17 protein-coding genes and 1 tRNA gene are annotated in these 24360 nt (G+C 72.2%); 11 read left to right on the forward strand and 7 right to left on the reverse strand.

Going from position 1 to position 24360, the window contains the following annotated elements; translation table 11 throughout:
- Positions 1 to 223 precede the first annotated feature (223 nt).
- From V1J52_RS15180 to V1J52_RS15190, 3 genes are all read right to left on the reverse strand, one after another.
- Positions 224 to 1231 carry a sigma-70 family RNA polymerase sigma factor gene (locus tag V1J52_RS15180; protein WP_330140321.1) on the reverse strand — a complete coding sequence of 336 codons (1008 nt, stop codon included), beginning with the start codon at positions 1229 to 1231 and terminating at the stop codon, positions 224 to 226.
- Positions 1232 to 1861: 630 nt separating this feature from the next.
- Positions 1862 to 3367: an MFS transporter gene (locus V1J52_RS15185; protein WP_330140322.1), complete on the reverse strand. Its 1506-nt coding sequence runs from the start codon at positions 3365 to 3367 to the stop codon at positions 1862 to 1864.
- Between the two features lie 23 nt (positions 3368 to 3390).
- The gene (locus tag V1J52_RS15190; protein ID WP_330140323.1) at positions 3391 to 4011 is read right to left on the reverse strand and encodes a TetR/AcrR family transcriptional regulator; all 621 of its coding nucleotides are present in this window, start codon (positions 4009 to 4011) and stop codon (positions 3391 to 3393) included.
- 224 nt (positions 4012 to 4235) lie between these two features.
- On the opposite strand from V1J52_RS15190, the gene V1J52_RS15195 reads away from it, so the two are divergent.
- A tRNA-Arg gene (locus tag V1J52_RS15195) sits at positions 4236 to 4311 on the forward strand.
- Positions 4312 to 4709: 398 nt separating this feature from the next.
- On the opposite strand, the gene V1J52_RS15200 is transcribed toward V1J52_RS15195, so the two are convergent.
- The 3 genes from V1J52_RS15200 to V1J52_RS15210 form a co-directional block, all read right to left on the reverse strand.
- Complete coding sequence (locus tag V1J52_RS15200; RefSeq protein ID WP_330140324.1) at positions 4710 to 6233, reverse strand: ATP-binding protein; 1524 nt, start codon at positions 6231 to 6233, stop codon at positions 4710 to 4712.
- A gap of 6 nt (positions 6234 to 6239) precedes the next feature.
- On the reverse strand, positions 6240 to 10697 hold the full coding sequence (locus tag V1J52_RS15205; protein WP_330140325.1) for a tetratricopeptide repeat protein: 4458 nt from the start codon (positions 10695 to 10697) through the stop codon (positions 6240 to 6242).
- 280 nt (positions 10698 to 10977) lie between these two features.
- Positions 10978 to 11244 carry a helix-turn-helix domain-containing protein gene (locus V1J52_RS15210; protein ID WP_443075838.1) on the reverse strand — a complete coding sequence of 89 codons (267 nt, stop codon included), beginning with the start codon at positions 11242 to 11244 and terminating at the stop codon, positions 10978 to 10980.
- Positions 11245 to 11972: 728 nt separating this feature from the next.
- On the opposite strand from V1J52_RS15210, the gene V1J52_RS15215 reads away from it, so the two are divergent.
- From V1J52_RS15215 to V1J52_RS15235, 5 genes are all read left to right on the forward strand, one after another.
- Positions 11973 to 12176, forward strand: a complete 204-nt coding sequence (locus V1J52_RS15215; protein ID WP_329315148.1) for a cold-shock protein — start codon at positions 11973 to 11975, stop codon at positions 12174 to 12176.
- A gap of 326 nt (positions 12177 to 12502) precedes the next feature.
- On the forward strand, positions 12503 to 13930 hold the full coding sequence (locus tag V1J52_RS15220; RefSeq protein ID WP_330140327.1) for a DEAD/DEAH box helicase: 1428 nt from the start codon (positions 12503 to 12505) through the stop codon (positions 13928 to 13930).
- Between the two features lie 61 nt (positions 13931 to 13991).
- Positions 13992 to 14336, forward strand: coding sequence for an SCO5918 family protein (locus V1J52_RS15225; RefSeq protein ID WP_330140328.1), 345 nt, complete (start codon positions 13992 to 13994; stop codon positions 14334 to 14336).
- Between the two features lie 126 nt (positions 14337 to 14462).
- Positions 14463 to 15311 carry an RluA family pseudouridine synthase gene (locus tag V1J52_RS15230; RefSeq protein WP_330140329.1) on the forward strand — a complete coding sequence of 283 codons (849 nt, stop codon included), beginning with the start codon at positions 14463 to 14465 and terminating at the stop codon, positions 15309 to 15311.
- 127 nt (positions 15312 to 15438) lie between these two features.
- Complete coding sequence (locus tag V1J52_RS15235; protein WP_330140330.1) at positions 15439 to 16392, forward strand: carbon-nitrogen hydrolase family protein; 954 nt, start codon at positions 15439 to 15441, stop codon at positions 16390 to 16392.
- A 43-nt stretch (positions 16393 to 16435) separates the two neighbouring features.
- Here V1J52_RS15235 and V1J52_RS15240 read toward each other — a convergent pair whose 3' ends face one another.
- Positions 16436 to 17320, reverse strand: a complete 885-nt coding sequence (locus V1J52_RS15240; protein ID WP_330140331.1) for a hypothetical protein — start codon at positions 17318 to 17320, stop codon at positions 16436 to 16438.
- A 92-nt stretch (positions 17321 to 17412) separates the two neighbouring features.
- On the opposite strand from V1J52_RS15240, the gene V1J52_RS15245 reads away from it, so the two are divergent.
- The 5 genes from V1J52_RS15245 (at position 17413) to V1J52_RS15265 (ending at position 24312) form a co-directional block, all read left to right on the forward strand.
- Positions 17413 to 18639, forward strand: a complete 1227-nt coding sequence (locus V1J52_RS15245) for a CapA family protein (RefSeq protein WP_443075828.1) — start codon at positions 17413 to 17415, stop codon at positions 18637 to 18639.
- Between the two features lie 273 nt (positions 18640 to 18912).
- Positions 18913 to 21159 carry a HAMP domain-containing protein gene (locus tag V1J52_RS15250; RefSeq protein ID WP_330140332.1) on the forward strand — a complete coding sequence of 749 codons (2247 nt, stop codon included), beginning with the start codon at positions 18913 to 18915 and terminating at the stop codon, positions 21157 to 21159.
- 6 nt (positions 21160 to 21165) lie between these two features.
- Positions 21166 to 22713, forward strand: a complete 1548-nt coding sequence (gene pgsB / locus V1J52_RS15255; RefSeq protein WP_330140333.1) for a poly-gamma-glutamate synthase PgsB — start codon at positions 21166 to 21168, stop codon at positions 22711 to 22713.
- A complete protein-coding gene (locus V1J52_RS15260; protein WP_330140334.1) occupies positions 22710 to 23192 on the forward strand; it encodes a poly-gamma-glutamate biosynthesis protein PgsC/CapC in 483 nt (160 codons plus the stop codon). The genes pgsB and V1J52_RS15260 overlap by 4 nt, the downstream gene beginning before the upstream one ends.
- 34 nt (positions 23193 to 23226) lie before the next feature.
- Positions 23227 to 24312 (forward strand): C40 family peptidase, encoded by a 1086-nt coding sequence (locus V1J52_RS15265; protein WP_330140335.1) that lies wholly within the window; start codon positions 23227 to 23229, stop codon positions 24310 to 24312.
- The last annotated feature ends 48 nt before the right edge of the window (positions 24313 to 24360 follow it).

Here is a 24360-nt window from a genome sequence, read left to right on the forward strand (position 1 = left end):
CTGCCCGAACCTGTGGTTCGCACGGGCACGCTACGCCCCCATCGCGGCAAAGTAAACACACTCGGACATAGAACAGGCGCATACGGGCATCATGGCCCGTCCTCCACCTCCGCCCGGCGGGCGGGCCGGAACGCGCGAAGCCCCCGGCTCCGGACGGACTCCAGAGGCCGGGGGCTTCGGCGGCGGCCAGCGGCGCGACGTGGGGAGCCGGGGCTCCGCACGGTCACGCCGCCGCGTCGAAGCCGGTGTCGTGGGCCATCCGCTTCAGCTCCAGCAGGGCGTGCTTCTCGATCTGCCGGATGCGCTCCCGCGTCAGGCCGTGCTGCCTGCCGACCTCCGTCAGGGTGCGCTCGCGGCCGTCCTCGATGCCGTAGCGGGCGCGGATGATCGACGCCGTGCGGTCGTCGAGCCGGCCGATCAGCTCCTCCAGCTCCTCGCTGCGCAGGAGCGTCAGCACCGACTGCTCGGGCGACACCGCCGAGGTGTCCTCCAGCAGGTCGCCGAACTGCGTCTCGCCCTCGTCGTCGATGGACATGTTGAGGCTCACCGGGTCACGCGCCCAGTCCAGCACGTCGGCGACGCGCTCGGACTTGGAGCCCAGCTCGGCGGCGATCTCCGCGGGCTCCGGGTCGCGCCCGTGCTCGCGGTTGAACTCGCGCTGCACGCGGCGTATGCGGCCCAGCTCCTCCACGAGGTGCACGGGCAGCCGGATCGTGCGCGACTGGTCGGCTATGGAGCGGGTGATGGCCTGCCTGATCCACCAGGTGGCGTATGTCGAGAACTTGAAGCCCTTGGTGTAGTCGAACTTCTCGACGGCGCGCACCAGGCCGGCGTTGCCCTCCTGGATGAGGTCCAGCAGGGGCAGGCCGCTGCGCGGGTAGCGGCGGGCGACCGCCACGACCAGCCGCAGGTTGGACCGGATGAACACGTCCTTGGCGCGCTCGCCCGCGTCGACGAGGGCCTCCAGCTCCTCGCGGCTGGCCTCCGCCCCGGGCGTGCCCTCGGCGGGCCGCTCGCGGCCGTCGAGGATGCGCTGGGCGTAAACACCTGCTTCGATGGCCAGGGACAGATCGACCTCCTTGGCCGCGTCCAGCAGGGGCGTGCGGGCGATCTCGTCCAGGTACATGCCGACCAGATCACGGTCAGCGACGTCGCCGCCTGCACGCACACTGGTTGCCGCCTCAGCACCCTCGGTCGCGGGCTGACGACGGGCGACGGCACGGGTTGCCATGCGCTCTCCCTTGCGTGTGATCACTTACTGGTCGGTGGCGGACCCGGAAACCCTCTGCGGAGGACGAGCGGACGACCGGGCGTCGCCGTCCCCCTCCGGGTAACCGTTTCCGAACTTCTCAACGAGTCGAATCCGGACACAATTCCCAACTTGCCCGCTGGTTTTTGGATCATGCAGTACCCTGTCCCACCTCGCGAGATAGCCGGCCGACGGCGGAACACGCGGAGGCCCAGGTCAGAGCGGACGAGGCCGCAGCCCCGCCGCGTCGACCGGCCCGGCGCGCCCCCTACCCCACTGAGACGGCGATCACATCCGCCACGGTTGCCTCCCACCCCGGAAAGCGGCGCCGTCCGCCGCTCCCCTGCCTCCACGGGCGGTCCGCGCGGCCCCCTGGTCGCGCGGGAACGCCCTTCCGGTCGCGTACCCGGGCGCGGGCCCGGCAGCCTTCTTCGTCGCCGAGTCGACGGCCCGTCCCCCTGCGGGTCACCGGCCGTCCCGGACCGCAAACCACCTGGCGCGGCTCCGGCCCCCGCCCCGCCCGGCATCCGGGGCGGCGAATGGAAGTTCGACGCAGCGCGGAGGGGCTCCGGACGCGGTCCGGAGCCCCTCACCGTGCGGCGGTACGTGCCGTCAGTGCGCCAGCACCGGCACCGGCTCGGGCTCCCCGTCCTGAGGGGCGCCGGGCGAGGCGTGCGCGCGCCCCCTGCCGCGCACCAGCGTGAAGACGAGCAGCGCGGACAGCAGCAGGATGCCGACCGCCCACCAGATGGCGGTGGTGTAGCCGTGCACGACGGCCAGGGCCTCCGCACCGGCTCCGCGCTCGGCCGCGTGGGCGACGGCGTAGGAGGCCGCCGCACTGGAGGCGACGGTGTTCAGCAGCGCCGTGCCGATCGCCCCGCCCACCTGCTGCGAGGTGTTGACCAGCGCGGAGGCCACCCCCGCGTCCTGCGGGCGCACACCCTGCGTGGCCAGCGCCATCGCGGGCATGAAGGCGGTCCCCATGCCGAGCCCCAGCAGCAGCTGCGCGGGCAGGATGAGCGCCGGGTAGGAGCTGTTTGGCTCCAGCTGGGTGAGCAGCAGCATCCCGGTCGCCGCGACGAGGAAACCCGGGCCCATCAGCAGCCGCGGCGGCACCCGCGTCATCAGCCGCGCGCCGATCTGCGTCGAACCGGTGATCATGCCGACCACCATGGGCAGGAAGGCGAAACCGGTCGTCACCGGCGAATAGTCCTTCACGAGCTGGAGGTAGTAGGTCAGGAACAGGAACAGTCCGAACATGCCGATGACGGCCAGACCCAGCGCCAGGTAGATGCCGCCCCGCTCCCGGTTCAGCACGACCCGCAGGGGCATCAGCGGCGCCGACGTCCTGGCCTCCACCGCGACGAACGCCACCAGCAGCAGCACCGAGGCCGCGAACGTCCACAGCGTCCCCGCGTCCGTCCACCCGTGCACCTCGGCGCGGGTGAACCCGTAGACGAGCGCCACCAGGCCCGTCGTGGACAGCAGCACCCCGGGGATGTCCAGCGGGGCCCGGTTGCGCGCCCCCGCGGGCTCCCGGACGACGAGCAGCGCGCCCACCGCCGCCACCACCGCGAACGGGATGTTGACGTAGAACGTCCACCGCCAGTTCAGGTACTCGGTGAGCACGCCTCCGAGGATCAGCCCGATGGCGCCGCCGCCACCCGCGATGGCCCCGTAGATGCCGAACGCCTTGGCCCGCTCCTTGCCCTCGGTGAACGTCACCGCGAGCAGCGAGAGCGCGGCCGGAGCCAGCAGCGCGCCGAACACGCCCTGGAGCGCCCGCGACGCGAACAGGACGGCCTCGCTCTGCGCCGCGCCGCCCAGCGCGGAGGCCACGGCGAAACCGGCGAGCCCGGTGACGAACGTCCGCCGCCGCCCCCACAGGTCGGCGACCCGCCCGCCGAACAGCAGCAGCCCGCCGAACGCGAGCGCGTACGCGGTGATGACCCACTGCCGGTTGGCGTCGGATATCCCCAGATCGGCCTGCGCGGACGGCAGCGCGATGTTCACGATGGTGGCGTCCAGCACCACCATCAGCTGCGCGAGCGCGATGAACGCCAGCGCCTTCCACCGCGACGGATCGGGTGGCGACGCCGCTTCGGACGCACCGGTCATGTGCTCAACCCCCTGATGTGCTTTCACGTCTGTCGTAGACCTTCCAAAGTCGCCGGCGTACCCGGCAGCCGGGACGGGGCGGGCGCGCGCAGACCGTCGAGGAACAGCTGCACGTGGCGGGCGATGAACCGCTCGAACCGCGCACACCCCGCACCGGGCAGCGGACGCGTCAGCTGGCTGATGACGACGAGCAGGTCGCCGACGCCGACGTCCGCGCGCACCGCACCCGCCCGCTGCGTCCGTCCGAGGAGTTCGCCGACCAGCGCTTCGAGCCGCTCCCGCTGGCGCACCAGCTCCGCGTCCCCGCTGCCGAAGCGGGGCGAGAGCGCGGGACACAGCGCCCCGACCCGCTCGTCCATCGCCCCGGACACGAACGCCCGCAGCGCCTCGAACGGCTCGCCGCCCCCCGGCGCGTCCAGCGCGTCCAGCGCCCTCTGCGCCCGGTTGGCGACCCGCTCGGTGACGGCCAGCACCACGTCCCGCACGAGGGCGTCGCGGTCCGCGAAGTGCCGGTACACCGTGGCGTTCCCGACACCGGCACGCCTGGCGACCTCGTCCAGCGGGACCTCCCCGCCGGACTCGACGAACAGCTCCCGGGCCGCGTCCACGATCCGCTCCCGGTTCCGCACGGCATCCGCCCGCATGACCCCGCTCCCTCCTCCCCCCGTACACCGAAAACCGGGGACACGCTCCCCGATTCATCCGCCCATGCAAACGGGGAACCGCTCCCCGCTTCTTCCCCGCCGAGCCGTGACCTGCGTCACCCCCTCCTGCGTCCCCCGGACCGCAGAGCCACCCCCCGGCTCGCCTCTCCCCCGCCCTCCCCAACCGCTACACTGACCCGGGTACCAGGGCCCCACGGGCCCTCGCCTCCGTAGCTCAGGGGATAGAGCACCGCTCTCCTAAAGCGGGTGTCGCAGGTTCGAATCCTGCCGGGGGCACCAGCGCCAAGGCCCCGGACCGATCATGGTCCGGGCCTTTGGCAACCGCTTCCGACATCAACGCGAGCGGTCACTGACCACCGCGACCCCGCTTCTTCAGCAGCCGGCCCATGTGACTCGTAGCCTCCCGCCGTGTCTCCTGCACGACGCGTGTGTGGACGTCCATGAGGACCGATAGACCGTTGCGCGGTTCCACTGGCCGACCGGTCGCGTAGTGAACACGTAGTCGGACTTCCGTCCCGCTGGGTGATCTCGGGCTGCACGCTCATATCCACCACGGGAGCGCCCGGTGCTACCGCGTGACTCTCCAGCGCCGAGGGCTCGCGTCGGCAGTCCTCGGCGGGTGGATCAGCACCCACGAGGACGGGAAGCTCGTGCAGCACGCGCAGGGAAAGGTCAGTTCAGTCCGTCTGGTCCAGGACTTCCATGATCTCGTCGCAGTAGACCCCGAAGGTGCGCTGTTCCAGCGGGGTCACCACCGCCATCCGGTTGTGCACCATGGGGTTGCGGACCTTCGCCAGGAGGGAGAACCGTTCGTTCCAGTAGCCCTTGTCCTTCTTCCACAGCCGTCCGAACAGGTCCCAGTGCGACGCCATCAGGTCGTAGAGGTCCCGCGGGTAGGTGAAGTCCAGGATGCGGGTGGAACCGCGCGCGCCGAAGGACCGCAGTTCCCGGGTCCGCAGTTCCTCGCAGTGGTCGAGCATGGGGGTCAGCTTGGGACGGACCCTCCGCAGCTCGGCCGGCCAGTCGGTGCCGTACTTGCCCTCGAAGACGGACTCGACCAGATCACGGATGCGGCGTTCCACGGCCATCCAGTTGTCCCAGTGGCCCAGCTTCCGCCCGACCAGCGTGAGGTACTGCTGGAAGTCGTCGGAGAAGGCCCGGTACGCGCCCTCCCGCACCCTGACCAGCCCTTGCTGGAGCAGCACCTGGGCGTCGTCCGGCGTCACGACGAGCTGGGGGCCGAGGACCACCTCCAGCAGCGCGCGGAGCCGGCCGTCAGCGTGCAGCAGCTCTTCGAGGTCACGGTAGTAGTACTGGAACTCCGCCGGCAGGGCGTCCGCCAGCTCCTCGATCGCGTCCAGGAGGTGTAACGGGCCGCCGCGGGCGGAGCTGCACACCCGGTCCAGGAGCACGCTCGCCAGGTAGGGGTGGCCGCCGGCCAGCTCGCCCAGTCTGGTGACGGCTGGGTCCCGGCCGTCGTCGGGTGAGAAGCCCGGCACCCGGGAGGCGAGGGCGCCGAGTTCGTCGGCGTCGAAGCAGGTCAGGAACAAGGAGCGGAAGATCCCGGCGAAGGTGGACTCGTCAGGGTCGGCCATGTCGACGATCTCGCGCAGTTCCCGCCGGGAGGTGGTGACCAGGCCGATGTTCCAGTCCAGGTTGTAGGCGATCTCGCGGAGGGCCTGGAACGTGCCCGGCTGGGTCTTGAACACCTCGCGCGCCGCGTCGAACTCGTCCAGGATGAGGACGACCCGCCAGCCGCGTCGGCGCACCAGCCGGAGGAACTCCTGGGTTTCGCTCTGTGCCTGCGTCCAGGGAACGTCGGGCTCCACGGCCCTTTGGTACGCGTCCGCGACGCGCCGGTCGATGTCGGCGGACCGCTCGGTCAGCAGGTCCCAGACGTCGTCGGACAGCCTGCGGAACACGTGCTCGATGCCGGCCTGGGTCCGTACGTTCATCCAGACCGGCAGCAGCCGGGGATGTGTCTCCCGGGCCTCGGGGCGCATGAAGACGTGGTAGGCCAGGCTGGACTTGCCGATCCGCGGCGGGCCGATGATGGCGGTGGCGCCGGCGGTCGACTGGGACAGGACCCGTTCCGTCAGGATCTCCATGGGGCCTGTCCGCCCCACGTGGTCGTCGCCGTGGACGGGGTGTCCGACGGTGGCGAAGGGGTTGCGGGGAGACCCTGGTGCCGTGTTTGTCATGTGCCCCTACGCCTTCCTGTGCCAGAGCCATTCCGCGAACAGCCCCACCTTGATCCGGTAGCGGTCCTCGGACTCGCGGACGATCACGTCGCGGCGCAGCAGGTCGTCGATGACGCGGGGTCCCTCCGTCAGTTCGCGGGCCTTGCGGCCGTCCAGGTGGAGGTCGCGCCGGTGCCCCGACAGGCTGCCTTTAAGCACCCCCAGGACGGTTTCCTCGGACAGGTCGCTGACGTCTGCGTCGCCGGGAGTCAGGAGGTTGTCGAACTGCTCCTGAACCAGCGCCCGGTCCCCGCTGACCAGGGCCGCCGCGACGTTGTCCACGTCGGCGGGGCCGATGAGCGGCTGGCGTTCGGCGTTCATGTGCTGGACGAGGCGGTTGCAGAACAGCTGGATGTAGTACGGGCTGCGGGCGGTCAGTTCGATGACGCGCTGCACGGAGTCGCCGCGGTAGCGGCTCTCCTCGTTCTCCAGGGCGATCGGCTCGGTGATCAGTGCTTTGGCGGGTCCCTCGTCCAGGTAGGACACCGGCTCTTGCCGGGCCACCTGGAACTCGTTGGGGAACGCCTTGAGGAAGCGCGGCATCAGGTCGTTGCCGACCACCACGCTGCTGAACAGCTTGCTCTCCAGCATGGCCTTCCACAACTTCATGAACTCCCGGGGCAGGTCGCCGCGTGCGATGGCGCCGTAGAGGACGGTGAACTCGTCCAGCAGCAGCACCATCCGCCAGTTGCGGTAGGTGTCGCTCCGCTGCATCCGCCGCAGGATGTCCCGCATGTAGTCGTCGAAGTGAATCTCCGGTGAGCCGCTGTCGATGAACTCCCGCAGCACCGGCCTGGAGAGGTCCAGCCCCGGCAGTCCCTCGTCCTCCAGGTCCTCCAGGCGGCGGAAGAAGGCGTTCGAGATCTTGTACAGGAGTCCGGCGTGGGTCAGGTTGGTGGCGAGTCCGCCCATGCTGAACTTGGCGGCGAGCACGGGTGGTTTCAGCGCCCGTTGCAGGTGGTGCAGGACGGACGACTTGCCGACGCGCTTCTGTCCGTAGATCACCACGCACTTGGCGTCGGCCCGCTCCAGGGAGTCCACGAGTATCTGGATCAGCGGGCCGCGGCCGTAGAACATCTCCTCGTCCTCGACGGGGGCGCCCTCGGCGTAGGGGTTGCGGATCGGTTTCCAGTCCTGGGAGTCGTTCAGCCGCAGGGGCAGCGTGCGCGGTTCGGTGACGATGCGCCGGTCCGAGCGGACCATGAACTCCAGGCTGTAGTGCAGCGTCAGCACCTGCTCGGCCACGGCCCGGGGCGTCACCACCAGCGGGAGCGTGCACGTCTCGGTCTGCTCGTCGCGCAGGCTGTGGGCGACCGGTATGGGCTCGACCACCGGCTGGTAGTCGTCGGTGTTGTCCAGTACGCGCAGTGTCACGTCCACGGCGGGGCTGCGGCGGGGCAGGTTTTTGACGCTGAGCTGCACGTGGATGGTGGACGCCGCGTTGGGGGCGTAGCTGGACAGCACCTTGGTCACTTCGAGGTCCGTCGGTTCGGCGGCCCGCTGGACGTCCCCGAAGTGCCCGGCGAGCGCCCGGTCGAGCTTGGTCAGCAGCGGGACCAGGTACTCCAGGCTCAGCCGTGTCGGATACGCCTCGATGGTGGCGACGAGTTCCCGCACGGCGGTGCGGTTCTTGGACTCCAGGCGCTCCTGTTCGAGGTACGAGGGCTGGTCCAGGTATCCGTGGATGTCCGCCAGGGTGGTGGCCACCTTCTTGAGGCGGTCGATGTCGAGCGGCGTGGTGGGGGCGAGATCCCGTGCGCGCTCGAGCAGTTGCTGGTCCTCGGCCAGGGCCCCGAGGGGCTCGCTGCGGTTCAGCGGCAGTTGCAGCGACTGGCGCTGCGCGTCCAGTTCCTGGCGCAGTTTGCGCAGGGCCTCCTGCCACAGTTCCGCGTAGACGTCGTGCGCGCTCGACGGCTTCGTCTCGGCCAGGTAGCCGCAGAGCTGCCCGATGAGGACGTCCCGGATGGGCACCACGCGGAAGGTGCGCGAGACGATCTCGCGCCGCACCCGATCGGAACCGGCGGCCATCAGGCTGAGCAGGCCGAACGTCAGGGGTTTGTGCAGGCTCTCGTCCTCCAGCACCCACTGGAGGCACTTCTCGAACGTCGGGCGTGACTCCGGCTGCGGCCAGTCGGGGTCGAGGTACGACAGGACGAACTGCTTCACCTTCAGCTCGCCCATGTCGTCCCACCCGCCCAGGGCTACCGCCTCGGCGTAGTAGGTGCGCGTGACGTCCCCGTGCCGGCGCTCGGCCGTGCACAGGTCGCCCATGGCCGCGCCGAAGCTCCGCAGGGACTTGTGGAAACGGTCGTCCTCGGTCTGGTTGAGGTCCCGCAGGATGCGTGCTGCCGACAGGTTGTAGGCGGCACGGTCCGCGGACCTGCGCGAGCCGAGTGTGCGGATGAGTTCGTCCAGCTCCTGGACGTCCCGCTCGCTCAGCGTGCCCTCCTGCACGCGTGCCGGGTTGACGCCGGCGTACTCGCAGCGGTCCAGGTGCAGCAGGAGGATGGGGCTGATCGAACCGGACTGCTCGGGCTTCCAGTCGCTCTTGGTGAGCAGCTGGTCGATCCGGTCCCAGATGCCCGACCGTTCGGCCTTCTCCACCTCCTCCCAGAGACTGCGGAACTCGGGGTTGCGGGGGCCGTGGTTGAGGAGGCGCTGCGCCGCTCCCTTGGCCCGCTCGGCGTCCCGGAGCCTTCGGTACAGCACGATGAGGCGCTTCAGCAGGCCGGTCCTGGTCTGTTTGGAGTGCTCCCTCTTCAGGAGGTCCTCCAGGAGACGGGCGGCCTCGTCCCAGTTCCCCGTGTCGCTCAGGATCGTGATGATCATGTTCTGGTGCGGCAGGGTGTCCTGGACGACGACACCCGGGTCGCGCAGCAGCTCCAGCGCCTCGTCGCTGCGTTTGTAGCGGTGCAGCCCCCAGGCCAGACTGCGCCGGGCCCGTTCGTTGTCCGGGTCCTCCGTCAGGGCCTGGCGGTAGAGCTGCTCGGCCTTGGGCCAGTCCTTCTCCTGGGTGTCGGCGTGCTGGGCCCGCACGTACGCCGAACGGCGGCCCCGGGGGAGCTGCGGTGGGGCCGTGCGCCTGGACGCCGTGGTGGCCGGTGTGCGCGCGGCCTTCTCGCGCCGGGCGGTCTCGGCGATCTCCAGCAGCTCGGCGTGGCCGGGGCTTCCCGCAAGGGCGTTCTGCGCGATCTTCAGGGCGGCGTCGAGGTTTCCCTGGTTGAGCTGGTTGCGCGCGGCGGCCACGTGGAGGTGGGGCTCCCTGGGGCCGGGTGCCTTCCCCGGCCCGCCTGCCGTGCTCCGGACGGGCTGGACCCGGGGCCCGGGGGTGTGCGGTGCTGGGGCGGGCGGAGGGGGGCCGGGCCGTCCGCCCGGCGCCGGGTACGCCTGCGGGGCGGTGGCCGCGGCGGGTGGCCGGACGGTGGGCGGCGGGGCGGCGGGCCGTCCCGCCGGGTCCGGTCCGAGGGTCTCCAGCGCCCGGGACAGGTCGTCGGGCGACAGTGCCGACGAAGCCAGCAACGGTTCCAGCGGAGCGGCCCGCTCCGGGGACAGCCGGGACGCGAGGTACAGGCTGGCGCGGGTGGCGACCCGCCGCTGCCCGGGGCTCTCCTCCGCCGCGGCGCCGAGCACGGAAGCCGCAGCGGACCCGTCGCCCTCCTGAAGCACCAGGGCGAGGAACAGGCGCAGCAGCACGTCGTCGCTGTGGTCGGCGGGGCCAAGGCTCAGCGCTTCGCCGAGCGTCGCCGTCGCCTCGCGGACGTGACCGTGCCGCATCCGCAGCACCGCCAGGTCCCAGACGTACCGGTGGCCGCAGTGGACGGCCTCCGCCATCCACGCCTCGGCCTGGTGCCGGGCCGCTTCGGTACTGCTCCGCTCAAGGAGCAGCAGCGCGGCGAGGTGGAACGCCGGCGGGTAGTCGCAGGCGGCGGCGGCCGCCGCCAGGTCGCGTATCGCCCCCGGCGCGCGGGCCGGCTCGCCTAACCTGCGGGCGGAGTCCAGTCGGTTCCTGGCCCGGTTGATGTGCCCCTCGATCTCCTTCGCCTCCGTGTAGCCCAGCTCGACCGAGGGGTCGAGGCCGAACACCGGCGTGGTCAGCCGGGCCTGCCGGGGGTCCGTGGAGAACTCGGTTTCGAGCACGTCCCAGGCAGCGGACAGCACGACGGGCGCCGGGGCCGGGGCCGGGGCTGGGGACGGGGACGGGGGCGGTGCAGGAGGGGCGGGCGCCGGGGCCGGTGCGGCCGGGCTCATGGGCTCGACCTGCTCGACCGCCGTGGCGTTCAGCAGAGTGGGCCCCTTCTCGGTGACGAGCACCAGGCTGTCGGCCCCGATCGCCTCCAGCCGTCCCCGGGCGGACCGCCCCCCGGCGAGGTACACCACAACGTCCGTACCCACGGGGTACCACTGCTGGATCATCCCCAAGTCCACGTGAGCACCATAGCCGAGGTCACACCCGGAGGAACCAGGAAAAACGCATGCGCCGTTCCCGGCCGCGCGGGACGCGCCCGCACGCGCGGCGGCCGCCCCGAGCGCCTCCCCACAGCCACCCCGGGCACCTCCCCCACGGCCGTCACGGACGCCCGGCACGGATGCCCGCCCGGACGCCTGGCCGCGTCCGGCGAGGGCCGTGGCGAGGCGCGGGCCGGGAGGGACCGGGCCGGAACGGATCGGGCCTGAACGGGACCCGGGACGCCGGGGTGCCGGCCGGTCAGGAGACGGAGGGCCGGTGCCGCTGGAGCTGGGCGTTGAGGCGGCGGGCCTCCTCCAGCTGGTCCTCCAGGATGATGATGCGGCAGGCGGCCTCGATGGGGGTGCCCTGGTCGACGAGTTCGCGGGCGCGGGCGGCGATGCGCAGCTGGTAACGGGAGTAGCGGCGGTGGCCGCCCTCGGAGCGCAGCGGCACGATGAGACGGGCCTCGCCGATCGCGCGGAGGAAGGCGGGCGTGGTGCCGATCATCTCGGCGGCGCGGCCCATGGTGTAGGCGGGGTAGTCGTCGTCGTCGAGCCGGTCGGTGGTGGGGGACGAAGGGTCTGGGGTCACGTATACCTCTGTACGTCTTTGCCGGACGCGTCGAACGGCCCTGGCGCCGGTACCGGCGCCAGGGCCCCGAGGGGCTCGCCGCCTTCCCGCCCGCTGCTTCCGCCGGGCGGGCGGCGCCTGCGCCCTCCTGCTTGCTGTGATGTGTCTCTCGGAGTCCGATTCCGGGCCGCCGGACGTGCCGCGTCGACATCGCTGGCTACGGAAGAAACAGTAAGGAAGGAAGTGCCGAATGTCTACTGTGGCCGTCGCAGGTTTGCCGTGCCGGGCACCCGTCCGTCCGGCGGCACGACCGGGTTCCGGGGGGCGACGGCTGCGGCGCGCCGAGGTGGCGCCCGAGCACCACGCACCTCCGGCGGGCGTTAATCCGAAAGGTTTCGTGGCGGCGCCGGGAAGCAATATCTGTCGCGGCAACTACAGAAACGCGGGGCGCGTCGCCGAGGTTTTCCCCGCCCCCCAAGAAGGAGCCGCCGACCGCCGGGCACGGCCACCCGTTCCGTGCTAGTGTCGATATCAGTTGCAGTGTGGTTCCCAAAACCAGTCTCACCGGCCTCACCGCCGGATGAAAAACTTTGGTATTTCCGGTCTTCCGGACGGGGTAATCATCGCGGCAACGCCGGGTCCACGCAGTGTGGGTCCGGAAATTGCCCCGAAGGAGATTTTGCATGGCTACTGGCACCGTGAAGTGGTTCAACGCGGAAAAGGGTTTCGGCTTCATCGAGCAGGACGGCGGCGGCGCTGACGTCTTCGCCCACTACTCGAACATCGCCGCCCAGGGCTTCCGTGAGCTCCACGAGGGCCAGAAGGTGAACTTCGACGTCACGCAGGGCCAGAAGGGCCCGCAGGCCGAGAACATCGTTCCCGCCTGACGCTGACGCTCACGACATGACCGGGGCCCGCACCCAGGGTGCGGGCCCCGGTCACTCGTGTACGCACCCCGGGTGCACGGTGATGGCCGCACCGTGCCCGCAACGAGGAGTACCGGCCTGACCGCCGTACCGCCCCACCCAGCGGGAGAGTGAGTATTCACCTCCATTGCGGACACCCCTTCTCGGCCAGTGTCGCCATATCTCTGCTGCATGGGTCCGGCTTTCCGTACCACTCTCACTTCGTTCCCGGTCCTTGTCCGTGGAGCCCCCGCGCGGTTTCCGCCGCGCCGGTGGTCCCCGGCGTACCGCGACGAGGAAGGACCCCCATGCACACGACGACAGCCCGCAACAGGGCCGGTCGCCCCCGTACGCGCCACAGCGTCACGGAGATCCCCCACCCCGACGCGCGGAGCAGCGCCCCGGGTGACGCCGACGCCCCCGGCGTCCCCGCGCAGCCCACCTCGACGACCTTCGCCGCGCTGGGCCTGCCCGCTCCGCTGCTGGCGGCGCTCACCGCCGAGGGCATCACCGTGCCCTTCCCCATCCAGGCGGCGACGCTCCCGGACTGCCTCGCGGGCCGGGACATGCTGGGTCGCGGACGGACGGGCTCCGGCAAGACGCTGGCCTTCGGCCTGCCGCTGCTGGCCCGCACCGCCGGGCGCCAGGCCGCCGCGGGACGCCCGCTGGCCCTGGTCCTGGTACCCACCAGGGAACTCGCCCAGCAGGTGACCGACGCCCTCACGCCCTACGCCAGGGCGCTGCGGCTGCGGATCGCCACGCTGGTCGGCGGCATGCCGATCGGCCGCCAGAGCAGGGCGCTGCGCAGCGGGGCCGAGGTGGTCGTGGCGACGCCCGGCCGCCTGAAGGACCTGCTCCAGCGCGGCGACTGCGGGCTCGGCGAGGTGCGGACCACCGTGCTCGACGAGGCCGACCAGATGGCCGACATGGGCTTCATGCCGCAGGTGACCGCGCTGCTCGACCAGGTGCCCTCCGGAGGCCAGCGCATGCTGTTCTCCGCGACGCTGGACCGCAAGGTGAACACGCTGGTGCGCCGCTACCTGCACGACCCGGTGACGCACTCCGTCGACCCGCCCGCCGGCGCGGTCACCGCGATGGAGCACCACCTGCTGCACGTCCACGCGGCCGACAAGCACGCCACGACGACGGAGATCGCCGCCCGCGACGGCCGCGTGATCATGTTCCTGGACACCAAGCACAGCGTCGACCGGCTGACCCGGCACCTGCTGCACAGCGGAGTGCGGGCCGCGGCGCTGCACGGCGGGAAGTCCCAGCCGCAGCGCAACCGCACCCTGGACCAGTTCAAGACCGGACACGTCACGGTGCTGGTGGCCACCAACGTCGCCGCCCGGGGCATCCACGTGGACGACCTCGACCTCGTCGTCAACGTCGATCCGCCCGGTGACCACAAGGACTACCTGCACCGCGGCGGCCGTACCGCCCGGGCGGGCCGGTCCGGGAGCGTCGTGACGCTGGTCACCCCCGACCAGCGGCGGGACATGCGGCGCCTCATGAGCGCCGCGGGCATCACGCCGCTCAGCACGCAGGTCCGCTCCGGCGACGCCGAGCTGACCCGCATCACGGGCGCCCAGGTGCCCTCCGGTGTTCCGGTGATCGTCGCGTCGCCGGTTGCCGCGCGTCCGGCGGGTGGCGGCGCGTCGCGCTCGCGCCGCCGCCCCTCCTCCGGCCGCCGGTCCGCGGGCGGTTCGCGTGGCGCACGGCCGCGCGCCGCGTGAACCGGTCCGCGTAGCCGTCCCCGCCAGGAAGCCCTCCGCTCCGCAACCCCATCGAGGTCCCATGCGCTGTGTCATCGCCCACTACCCTTTCGACTTCATCAAGAGCGAGGTGCAGGCAGCGATGCGCGGCATCGCGCCCGAGCCGGTGCCGGCCGGGGGCGAGACCGTGACCGTCGGCCGCCGCACCTACCCCGTCAAGCAGGTCGGTGAGGTGATCACCCGCCAGGACCGCCGCGACTTCTCCGCGCAGGAGGTCACCAGGGCGCTCACCCGCCTCGGCTTCACCTGCCACGCCCCGGCGCCGGTCCCGGCCGCCCCGGGCACCGGGCTCACCGCGTTGCAGAACGCCTCGGCGATGCTCGGCACGGCCCCCGCGCCGGCCGGTCCGGAGCGTTTCCCCGCGTAGGCGGGCAGCACCGCCGAACGTCCGCCGCCGCCCCCGGCCCCGCCCACCAGCGGGGCCGGGGGCGGCGGCGCCGTTACGATGGCGGCCGCCCGGCGGCGTGCCGGGCCGGTGCGGCGTGAGTGGGGGATGGCTGTGGGTCGGTGGGCCGGAATCCGGGACGGCGCGGTCCTGTTCGAGGACGAGGCCGTGCTGGTGCTGAACAAGCCCGCCGGTGTCTCGGTCATGGGGGAACGGCACGAGAGCGATCTGGTGCGGCTCGCGGAGGAGGACGGGGAGACGCTGTTCCCGGTGCACCGCATCGACAAGGTGACCTCCGGAGCCGTCCTCTTCGCCAAGGAGCTGCGCTTCCACGGGGACCTCACGCGGCAGTTCGGCAAACGGACCGTGGAAAAGGCGTACCTGGCGGTCGTCCGGGCGGACGGCGGGCTGCCGGAGCGGGGCGTCGTGGACCTGCCGCTCGGGGTGGGGCGCAAGAACCGGGTGCGGGTGGCCGGACGGCGGGAGGACATCGTCCGGGACGAGGAGCGGCCCGCGGACAGCGGTACGCGGCCCGCGTCGCGGACGGCGCCGCGGGCCCGGCGGTGGTCGCTGGCGGCGGACGCCGGGGAGTACGGCAAGAAGAGCTACCCGTCGGTGACCGAGTTCGCCCGGGTGTGGGAGGACGAGCGGCACGCGCTGCTCGCCGTGCGTCCGGTGACCGGGCGCAGGCACCAGATCCGGGTGCACCTGGCCTGGACGGGGCACGCCATCGAGGGCGACCCGCTGTTCGACAAGGAGAGCGCCGCCCGCGGTGCCCGCACGTGCCTGCACGCCTGGCGGCTGGCGTTCGACGCCGCGTGGGCGGACGGGCGGCGGATCGCGGTGGAGGCGGCGCCGGGCGCGGACTTCTGGACGCCGCTGGCGGAGCGGGCCGCGGACGCCTCGGCGCCGGAGGTGCTGGCCCGGGCCCGGGACGCGGTCACCGGACGGCGCTGAGCCCCCGGCACCGGAAACGGCTGGCCCCGGGCTGGTCCGGGTCGGCCCGGCCCCCGGGTCGGCCCGGCGGGGCGCGCGGGCCGGGAGCCCGTTGCCGGACGCCGGGCGGGTGCGGTGGGATGAGGGGATGACGACGCTGACGGTGGCCCTGCTGCAGCTCGACCCCGTCGCCGGATACCGGTGGCAGGACGCGCTGGCGGCCGGGGAGGAGGCGTGCCGCGCGGCCCGCCGGGCGGGGGCGGACGTGGCGCTGTTCCCGGAGATGTGGAGCAACGGGTACGGCTCGGCGGTGCCGCCGGAGCTGGACGGCGCGGCCGTGTACCGGCACCCGCAGCGCTGGGGGGAGCCGGCGCCGGAGCCGGACGCGGTCTGGTGCGGCGAGGCGGTGGGCGCGGATTCGCCCTACGTCCGCCGGTTCGGGGAGCTGGCCGCCGAGCTGCGGATGGCCGTCGCGGTGACGTACCTGGAGGCGTGGGACGGCCCGCCCCGCAACACCGTCACCCTCTTCGACCGGAACGGGACGCGGGTGCTGACGCAGGCCAAGGTGCACACCTGCGCCTTCGGTTACCCGGAGGCCGTGCTGACCCCGGGCTCCTCCTTCGCGGCGGCGACGCTGGACACGGCGGCGGGCCCGGTGCGCGTGGGGGCGATGATCTGCTACGACCGGGAGTTCCCGGAGAGCGCGCGGGCGCTGATGCTGGACGGGGCCGAGCTGCTGCTCGTGCCGAACGCGTGCGAGCTGGAGGTCAACCGCACGGCCCAGCTGCGGGCCCGCGCCTTCGAGAACATGACGGCCGTCGCCGTGGCCAACTACGCCGGTCCCGGGTTCGGGCACTCGGTCGCCTTCGACGGCATCGCGTTCGACGGCGACGGTTCGCGGGACATGCTCACCGTCGAGGCGGACGAGCGGCCCGGCGTGTACCTGGCCCCCTTCGACCTGGCCGCCCTGCGTGACTACCGGCAGCGGGAGACGTGGGGTGACGCGTTCCGGCGGCCGAGCGCCTACGGGAGGCTGACCGGCGGCGACGTCGCCGCTCCCTTCGTCCGCACCCGCCACGACGGCCGCCGCCTCCCCCGGTGAACGGACGACGGCCGCACCGCGGCTCCGGGTGGTGACGTGAGGTTCAGCGCCAGTCGGCCGCGGTCCCGGAGAGGGCGGCGGCGAGCCGGGCCCGGCCGGTGCCGTCCGCCCGCAGGTCCCGGTTGAACTCCAGGTGCAGGAACGGCACGTCCGACTCGGCGGCGGTGCGGCCCTGCCGGTTGGTGCGGCCCTCCAGGGAACAGGAGCGGGCCCAGGCGCGGCAGACCTCCACCTCCCGGTCACGCAGTGCCCGCGCCAGGACGCGCGCCTCCGGGAGCGCCGCGTCGCCCGCGCCGGTGGAGACGATGGCCTCGTGGTCAGGCGCCGAGTCGTTGGCGAAGCCGTGCAGCTGCATGCCGGGCAGGCCGCGCCGCACCAGCTCGGCGCAGACGGCGTGGAAGACGCTGTCCCGGCGGTGCGCCACGTCGGCCTCGCCGTCCTGACCGGCCCTGCGGTGCGCGCCGGCGAGGACGAGGACGCCCCCGGGGGTGCCGCGCCAGACGGCGGTGCCCAGGCGTTCGGTGTCGAGGTCGGCCGCGGGGTGGGGCACCTGCACGGACCAGCGGACGGGCGCGGCGAGGTCCACGTAGACGCGGCCCCAGCCCCGGATGGCGTCACCGCTGTCGGCGCCGTCGAAGACCTCGGCGACGGGCCGCCCGGTGGCCCGGTCGGTGAAGGCGCGCACCTGGAAGCCGACCTCGGCGAGCCGCCGGGCGGCGCCGTCCCGGTCGCCGTCCAGCAGGAGGCCGACACCGTCGGCGACTGCCGTGCGTTCGGTACGGTCCGGCGGCCGGTAGCCGCCCCTGGCCGAGAGCCCGGCGGTGAAGCCGGTGATCCGGCGCTCCAGGTCGACGACGGCCGTCGACGGGCCGGGCGGCGCGCCGGACCGGTCGCCGTCCCCGCCGGCCCGGAAGGTGAATGCTGCCACTGCGATGAGGATCACGGTGCTGACCAGTGCTGTTGCCGCAATCGTTATGCGCGTGGCGGGAAGTGGGCTCATGTTCGTATGAAAATACCTGAGTGAACAGACGCCCTCTTCTCTCAGGCACTGCCCGCGCCACCGCGCTCGCGCTCCTGGCGGCCACCGCGGCCGGGTGCGGACTTCTGGGAAGCGGCGACCCCGCGGATTCCGGCCGCACGGAGTCCGGTGGCGACGGGACGGCGTTCACGGTCGCCGCGGCGGGCGACATCCTCATCCACACCCAGCTGGTGGACCAGGCGCGCAAGGACGCGCAGGCGTCCGGCCGCGAGGGGCTGGACTTCAACGCGATCATGGCGGGCATCAAGCCCGTCATCAGCAAGGCCGACCTCGGCATCTGCCACCTGGAGCCGGTGCTCGGCACGCCGCAGGGCCCGTTCCAGTCCTATCCGGACTTCCTCGTGCCGCCGCAGATCGCCACGGCGATCAAGAACGTCGGTTACGACACCTGCACCACGGCCTCCAACCACACGCTCGACCACGGGCCCGCGGGGGTGAAGCGGACCCTGGACGTGCTGGACGAGGCCGGTATCCGGCACACCGGCTCCGCACGCAGCCAGGAGGAGGCGGACACGCCCCTCATCGTGGAGGTGAAGGGCGTGAAGGTGGCCCAGCTCTCCTTCGCGTTCGGCTTCAACGGACGCGAGGTCCCCGAGGACCAGCCGTGGCTGGCCAACGAGACGTCCTTCGACCGGATCGCCGCCGCCGAGAAGGCCGCCAGGGAGGCCGGGGCCGAGGTGGTGCTCCTGAGCATCCACTGGGGCCGTGAGCACCACCCGAACCCGAGCACGTCCCAGCTGAAGCTGGGCCGCCGGATCGCCGAGAAGACCGGCATCGACCTCGTCATCGGCCACCACGCCCACGTCGTGCAGCCGATGGAGAAGGTCGACGGGACGTGGATCGCCTACGGGCTGGGAAACCAGCTCGCACGGCACGACGTCCCCACCGGCCTGACCGAGGAGGGTGCGATCGGCTGGTTCGAGTTCACCCGGCACGACGGCGAGTGGCAGGTCGAGGCCCGGTACGTCCCGACGCTCGTGGACATCCCGCCGGACATGGAGACCGCCGCACCGGACGAGGAACCGGCGCCCGGCGCCGTCGAGGACCACCGGCTGGTGGACGTGGTGGCCGAGCTGGACGACGGCGCGGACCTCAGCAGCCTGCGGCGTTCCCGCTACCAGCTCGCGTTCGAACGGACGCAGGGCACCATGCTCAACCGCGGCGCCGCCCGCGACGGGCTCGTCGCCCTCCGCGAACCGGGTGACTGACGTCGGGACGCCCCGTCCGGCGCCGCTCCACGCGGCGCCGGACGGCGGCTGCCGGGAAACGCCGGTGAAACCCCACGCGTCACTCCGCTATCGAAGCGTTATACGGACTCCGTACAACCAAACGGCCACCGCACCCGTCTAGTGCGGGGGCAGTCGCCCTGAGCCGGTTCTCCGGCCTACAGCGGCTGCCCGTCTCGTTGTCCTGTGGAAGGGAGCATTCCGGTGGCCGCTTCGCGCCCGAAGCGGCGGCACAAGGTCCGCCGAAGAGCCGACATGTCACTGCTGGGCGGCATACGGCCGCCCATCGCCGTGCTCTCGGTGCTCCTCCTCACCCTCGCCGCGGTGACCGCGTTCAGCCTGGGGTCCGTCAAGCACGGCAAGCTCCCCGACGCGGTGCTCACCTCCCAGCAGCACTTCGCCGAGGACGGGGCCATCGCACTGCGCGCCTCCCTGGACGAGAGCGTCACCGACCTCGCCCGTGCCGCCGCCCTGTTCAGCGCCTCCGCCGAGCCGGTGCCCGCCGACGCCGTCCTCGACAAGATCGGAAGCGTCTACCAGAAGTGGCGCGGCACGGCCGTCATCGAGATCCGCTCCGGACGGCTGCTCGCCGCCCGTGGTGAGACGCTGCCCCTGACGGTCATCGACCGGGCCAAGCTCTCCGAGGAGGACGGGCTCGCCCCGCGCATGGTCAGGCTGTCCAACGGCGAGACGCGGCTGCTCAGCTTCGCCCTGCTCTCCTGGGAGGGCCAGCCGCAGCAGCTCCTCGTGGCGTCGAGCAGCCTCCGCTTCCCGGGCATCGCGCTGGGCAAGTTCCGCTCGATCGCCGTCGTCGACTCCACCGGCAAGGTACTGAGCAGCGACGGCATCCCCGAGCCCGAGCAGGTCCTCACGGACCTGCAGCGCGACGAGGTCGAACAGCACGGCAAGCAACTCGCCACGTTCGCCGCCGAGGCCACGAAACGGGCGTCCGGGCATCCGCTCAAGACGAAGGAACCCGGCTCCGGCGGCTTCACCGGCATCAGCGGCAGCCTGCTCGGCGAGGAGTACCGGGGCGACCGGGCCGTCGCCGGGTACGCGGCGCTCGCCGCACCGAAACCGGGCGAGGCCACGATGGCGACGGGGCTCGGGCTGACGGTCGTGGCCATGGTGCACGTCGCCGAGGACCCCACCCGCGGCACCGACCCCCTCGTCGGGCTCGGCGCTGCCGCGGCCCTCCTGGTCATCGGCGCGCTCGCGGTGACGCTGCTGCTCGGATTCGTCCAGCGGCCACTGCTGCGGCTGTTCCTGGAGAGCCGCCGGCTCGTACGCGGCGACCTGCGGCGCCCGGTGACCGTCCCGAGAACCGGGGAGACCGCCCGGATCGGGACGGCACTGGAGCGGCTGCGCCAGCAGCTGCTCGACGACCCCGGCACCACCGCGCCCACCGCCGCGGCAGCACCGCGCTGGCGCCGGGCGGGCGGACGCGGCCTGCTGCTGGCCTGCGGCTTCCTGCTGTTGGCCTGGTCGGCGCCGCTCGCGCTCCTGATCAACCGGGCCGACACCACCGCCGTCATCCCGCAGCAGCTCGTCAACGACCAGCGCGAGCGCACCGACACCCTCACCGACCGGGTGCGCCGGGCGCTGAACGAGGGGCATGCCGACCTCACGTCGGTGGCCTCCCTCATCGGTGACCGCACCTCGCCCGAGGACATGCGGGCCGTGCTGGACCGCACGGCCGAGGAGCACGGGCGCTACGCGTCGCTGTACGTCCTCACCGCGGACGGGGAGGTACTCGCCCGGACGGGCGAGGAGCCCCGGCACACGGCGGGCGAGGGCCCGGCGGACGGCGCCGTCGCCGTGCTGAACGACGACGGCAAGGAACCGGTCATCGCCGGTTTCGCCGAGGTGCCCGGACGTGACGGAGCGGCACTGGTCGGCGAGTTCCGCATCGACTTCCTCAACTCGCTCCTCGAACGCGAGGGCCTCGGCCAGGTCCGCGTCGTGGACGCCGAGCGCCGGGTCATCGGCGGCAACACCGGCTACCTGGCGTTCGACGACCTGCCGTCGGCGCGGCTGGACGCCCTGGTGGAGGGCACGTCGCAGCAGGTGGGCCTGAACCCGCGCCCCAGCGGCGTCCTGTACCGCGACGACGACGGTGTGCAGCTCGCCGCCGCCGCGCCGTTCGTCGGCGGGGGCGCGGCCAAGGACCTCGGCTGGACGGTGGTGAGCTGGAAGTCCGCCAGCGCGCTCGCCATCCCCGAGTACAAGCTGCAGAACCGCACCGTGCTGTCCGGCCTGCTCGTGCTCACCGCCGCCGTGGCCTGCCTCGGCTGGCTGCACATCATCGTGGTCCGCCCGCTGCGGCAGCTCGCCGCGCATGCGGAGGCGCTGGCCGACGGCGACCGGCGCACCGTCCTGTACCCCCGCCACCATGACGAGGTGGGCGCGGTCCTCCGCAGCCTGGAGCTGCTGCGGCAGCAGCTCCAGAACCAGCAGGCGCAAGCCCGGCGTGACACCGTCACCCCGGCCGGAAGGAACTGATCGGCTGTGCTCTTCCTCTACACGGTGCTCGTGGTGTGCTGCGCCGTGCTGCTGATCGCGGGCGTCGTCGAGCAGCGGCGGCACTTCGCCAACCTCGAACTCATCCGCGCACGGGTACTCGTCAACGGCATCCGCGGCAAGAGTTCCATCACCCGGCTCTGCGCGGGGGCGCTGCGCGGCGGGGGCCTGGTGACCGTCGCCAAGACCACCGGTACCGCCGCCCGGTTCATCCACCCGGACGCCACCGAGGAGCCGGTCTACCGCAAGTTCGGCATCGCCAACGTAGTGGAGCAGATCGGCATCGTGCGCCGGGCGGCGTCCTACCAGCCGAACGCGCTGGTCATCGAGTGCATGGCCGTCATGCCCGCGCTCCAGGAGATCAACCAGAGCAAACTGATCCGCTCCACCATCGGCGTCCTGTGCAACGTGCGCGAGGACCACCTGGAGGAGATGGGCCCCACCCTGGACGACGTCGCTCGCTCGCTGTCCCGGTCCATGCCCGAGGGCGGCGTCTGCGTCACGGCCGAGAAGGAACGTTTCGGCATCCTCCAGGAGGAGGCGGAGGCGCGGGACTGCCGCCTGGTGTACGCCGATCCGGAGACGGTGACGGACGAGGAACTGCGCGGGTTCAGCTGGTTCACCTTCAAGGAGAACGTGGCCATCGCCCTGGCCGTGGCCGAGCTGCTCGGCGTGGACCGGACGACCGCGCTCCAGGGCATGTACGACGCGCCGCCGGACCCGGGCGTGCTCTCCGTCGAGCGGTACCGCACGCACGACGGCAAGGCACTGCGCTTCGCCAACGTCTTCGCGGCCAACGATCCCGAGTCGACGCTGATGAACATCAATCAGCTCCTCGACCTCGGGGCCGTCCGCAGACCGCTGCACGTGGTGATCAACTGCCGTCCCGACCGCGTGGAGCGCAACGGGCAGATGGGCCAGATCATCCCCGGCCTCGCCCCGGAGTCGGTGTTCCTGATCGGGCACCCGACCAAGAGCGCCCTGGACGCCATGCCCGCCGAGTGGCGGCCGCGCGCGGTGGACCTCGGCGGTGACCGGCGGGACGCCGACGCGTTGATGGGCGAGCTGCTGGACCGGCTCGGGCCGGACGCGTCGCTGGTGGCGATCGGCAACATCCACGGCCAGGGCGAGGTGCTGCTCGAACACCTCGCCGAGCTGCCCGCCGACGAGGAACCGGACACGGCGGGCGGGCCGGACGGGCCGGGCACGGAACCGGGCGGCTTCGGCGGTCCGGGCGGCTTCGGCGGTCCCGGCAGTCCCGGCGCGGGCCAGGGTGCCGCGTACCCGGCCGGCGGGCACTCCGGCGCGCCGTACGAGCCCTACCCGGACGTCCACGGGGCCCGCCGCCAGTACCTTCCCGCGCCGCCCCACGACGTCCCGCACCCGCCGCAGGCCACGGAGCCGGAGCCGGACCAGGCGGTGCGGCCCCACGAACCGGCACCCGCCGACGGGACGTGGCGGCACCGGCCCGTCCGGCCGCAGGACCCGCAGACCCCGTACCCCGATGTGTGGCACAGCCCAGGAGAATCCCGTTGATACCCGCCGTCCTCACCCCTGAGATCGCCGCGATCGGCATCGCGCTCGGGCTGCTGTTCTCACTGGTCTGCTACCTCACGACGAACCTCTCCCCCGGCGGCATGATCACCCCCGGGTGGCTCGCCCTGACGCTCGTGGAGGACCTCCAGCACGCCTCGATGGTCGTGGGCGTGACCGTCCTCACCTACGTGTGCACCCTGCTCGTGCAGCGGCACGTGATCCTCTACGGCAAGCGGCTGTTCGCGGCCGTCGTACTGATCGGCGTGGTGTTGCAGGGGACGCTCACCATCGTCCTCCAGCAGGAGTTCCCGCTCATGTACTCCAACCAGACACTCGGCTTCATCGTGCCGGGGCTCATCGCCTACCAGCTGGTCCGCCAGCCCAAGGGAGCGACGATGCTGGCCACCGGCTCGGTGACGCTCATGACCTACATCGTCCTCACCGCCGGAATCCTGCTCGGCGTCATGCCCACCTCCTGACGACCGCACGCCAGCCAACGGAGAGCTGACTGACATGAGTGCCAAGACCACGCGCAAGTCCCGGCCCGTCCTGCACGCCGCGACGGTCCTCGCCCTGCTCGCCGGCAGCGCCTACCTGACGGTGGCCCTGCGGGCCGAGGAGCAGGCGAAGGCGCCCGCCGTACAGGCCGTCACCGACACCCCGCTGCTCAAGAACGCCGGTGTCGGCACGAGTACCGGCGAGCAGACCTGGGAGCGGCTGAAGAACCCGGCGCGCAGCGTGCTGCGCTCCGAGGACGGGCAGGTGATCGCCACGTTCACCGACGGCGCCCGCACCGCCACGCTCAAGGGACCGAGCCGCACGTTCACCGAGCCCGCCTCCACGCAGTCCCGGGTGGTGACGGAGAACTGGGTACGGCTCATGCCGGAGAACTGGCGCGAGGGCGCCGAGAAGGAGCGCTGGTTCAAGGACTGGTTCGCTGAGTACTTCGGCAGCGAGGAGGACGACCTGTTCGCCATCGCCTTCCAGTACGTCGACCAGGCTCCGCTGAAGAAGGACGGCGAGGGCATCGCCTACGCGGGCGACGCCGACTTCGGCCCGCTCAACCCGGACAGCCAGGACGGCGCGGACCTGCGCCTGGAACAGTCCGACTTCTACGACTACCTGGGCATTCCCTACACCTTCCGCGACGGGACCACGCTTCAGCCCGAGCAGCAGCGCTACCGGGCCATGGACTGCTCCGGCTTCATCCGGACCGTCTTCGGTTACCGTGCCCGCTACCCGCTGGCGCCCAACGACGAACAAGGCGACGGCCTCCCCCGCACCGCGGACGCCATGGCCCGCTCCGGCCTCGGCACGGACGTCATCGAGTTGTCCGGCTCGGCGCCGCGCTACGAGCGACCGGGCTCCATCGACGTGCTGCAACCCGGTGACCTGGTGTTCTTCTGGCTGGACGAGCGCACCGAGTCCCGGCTGGACCATGTCGGGATCTACCTCGGCCACGACACGGACGGGCACCGGATCTTCGTCTCCAGCCGCGAGGAGGTCAACGGGCCGACGATCGGCGACAAGGGCGGCACCTCGCGTCTGGACGGCAACGGCTACTACGCGAAGGCCATGCGCAGCGCGATACGCCTGTAGCGGCGGCCGGGATGCCGGGAGTGGTGCGGGGGTGTCGCCGGGGGCTTC

This window comes from Streptomyces solitudinis, from assembly GCF_036323765.1.
Classification (GTDB): domain Bacteria; phylum Actinomycetota; class Actinomycetes; order Streptomycetales; family Streptomycetaceae; genus Streptomyces.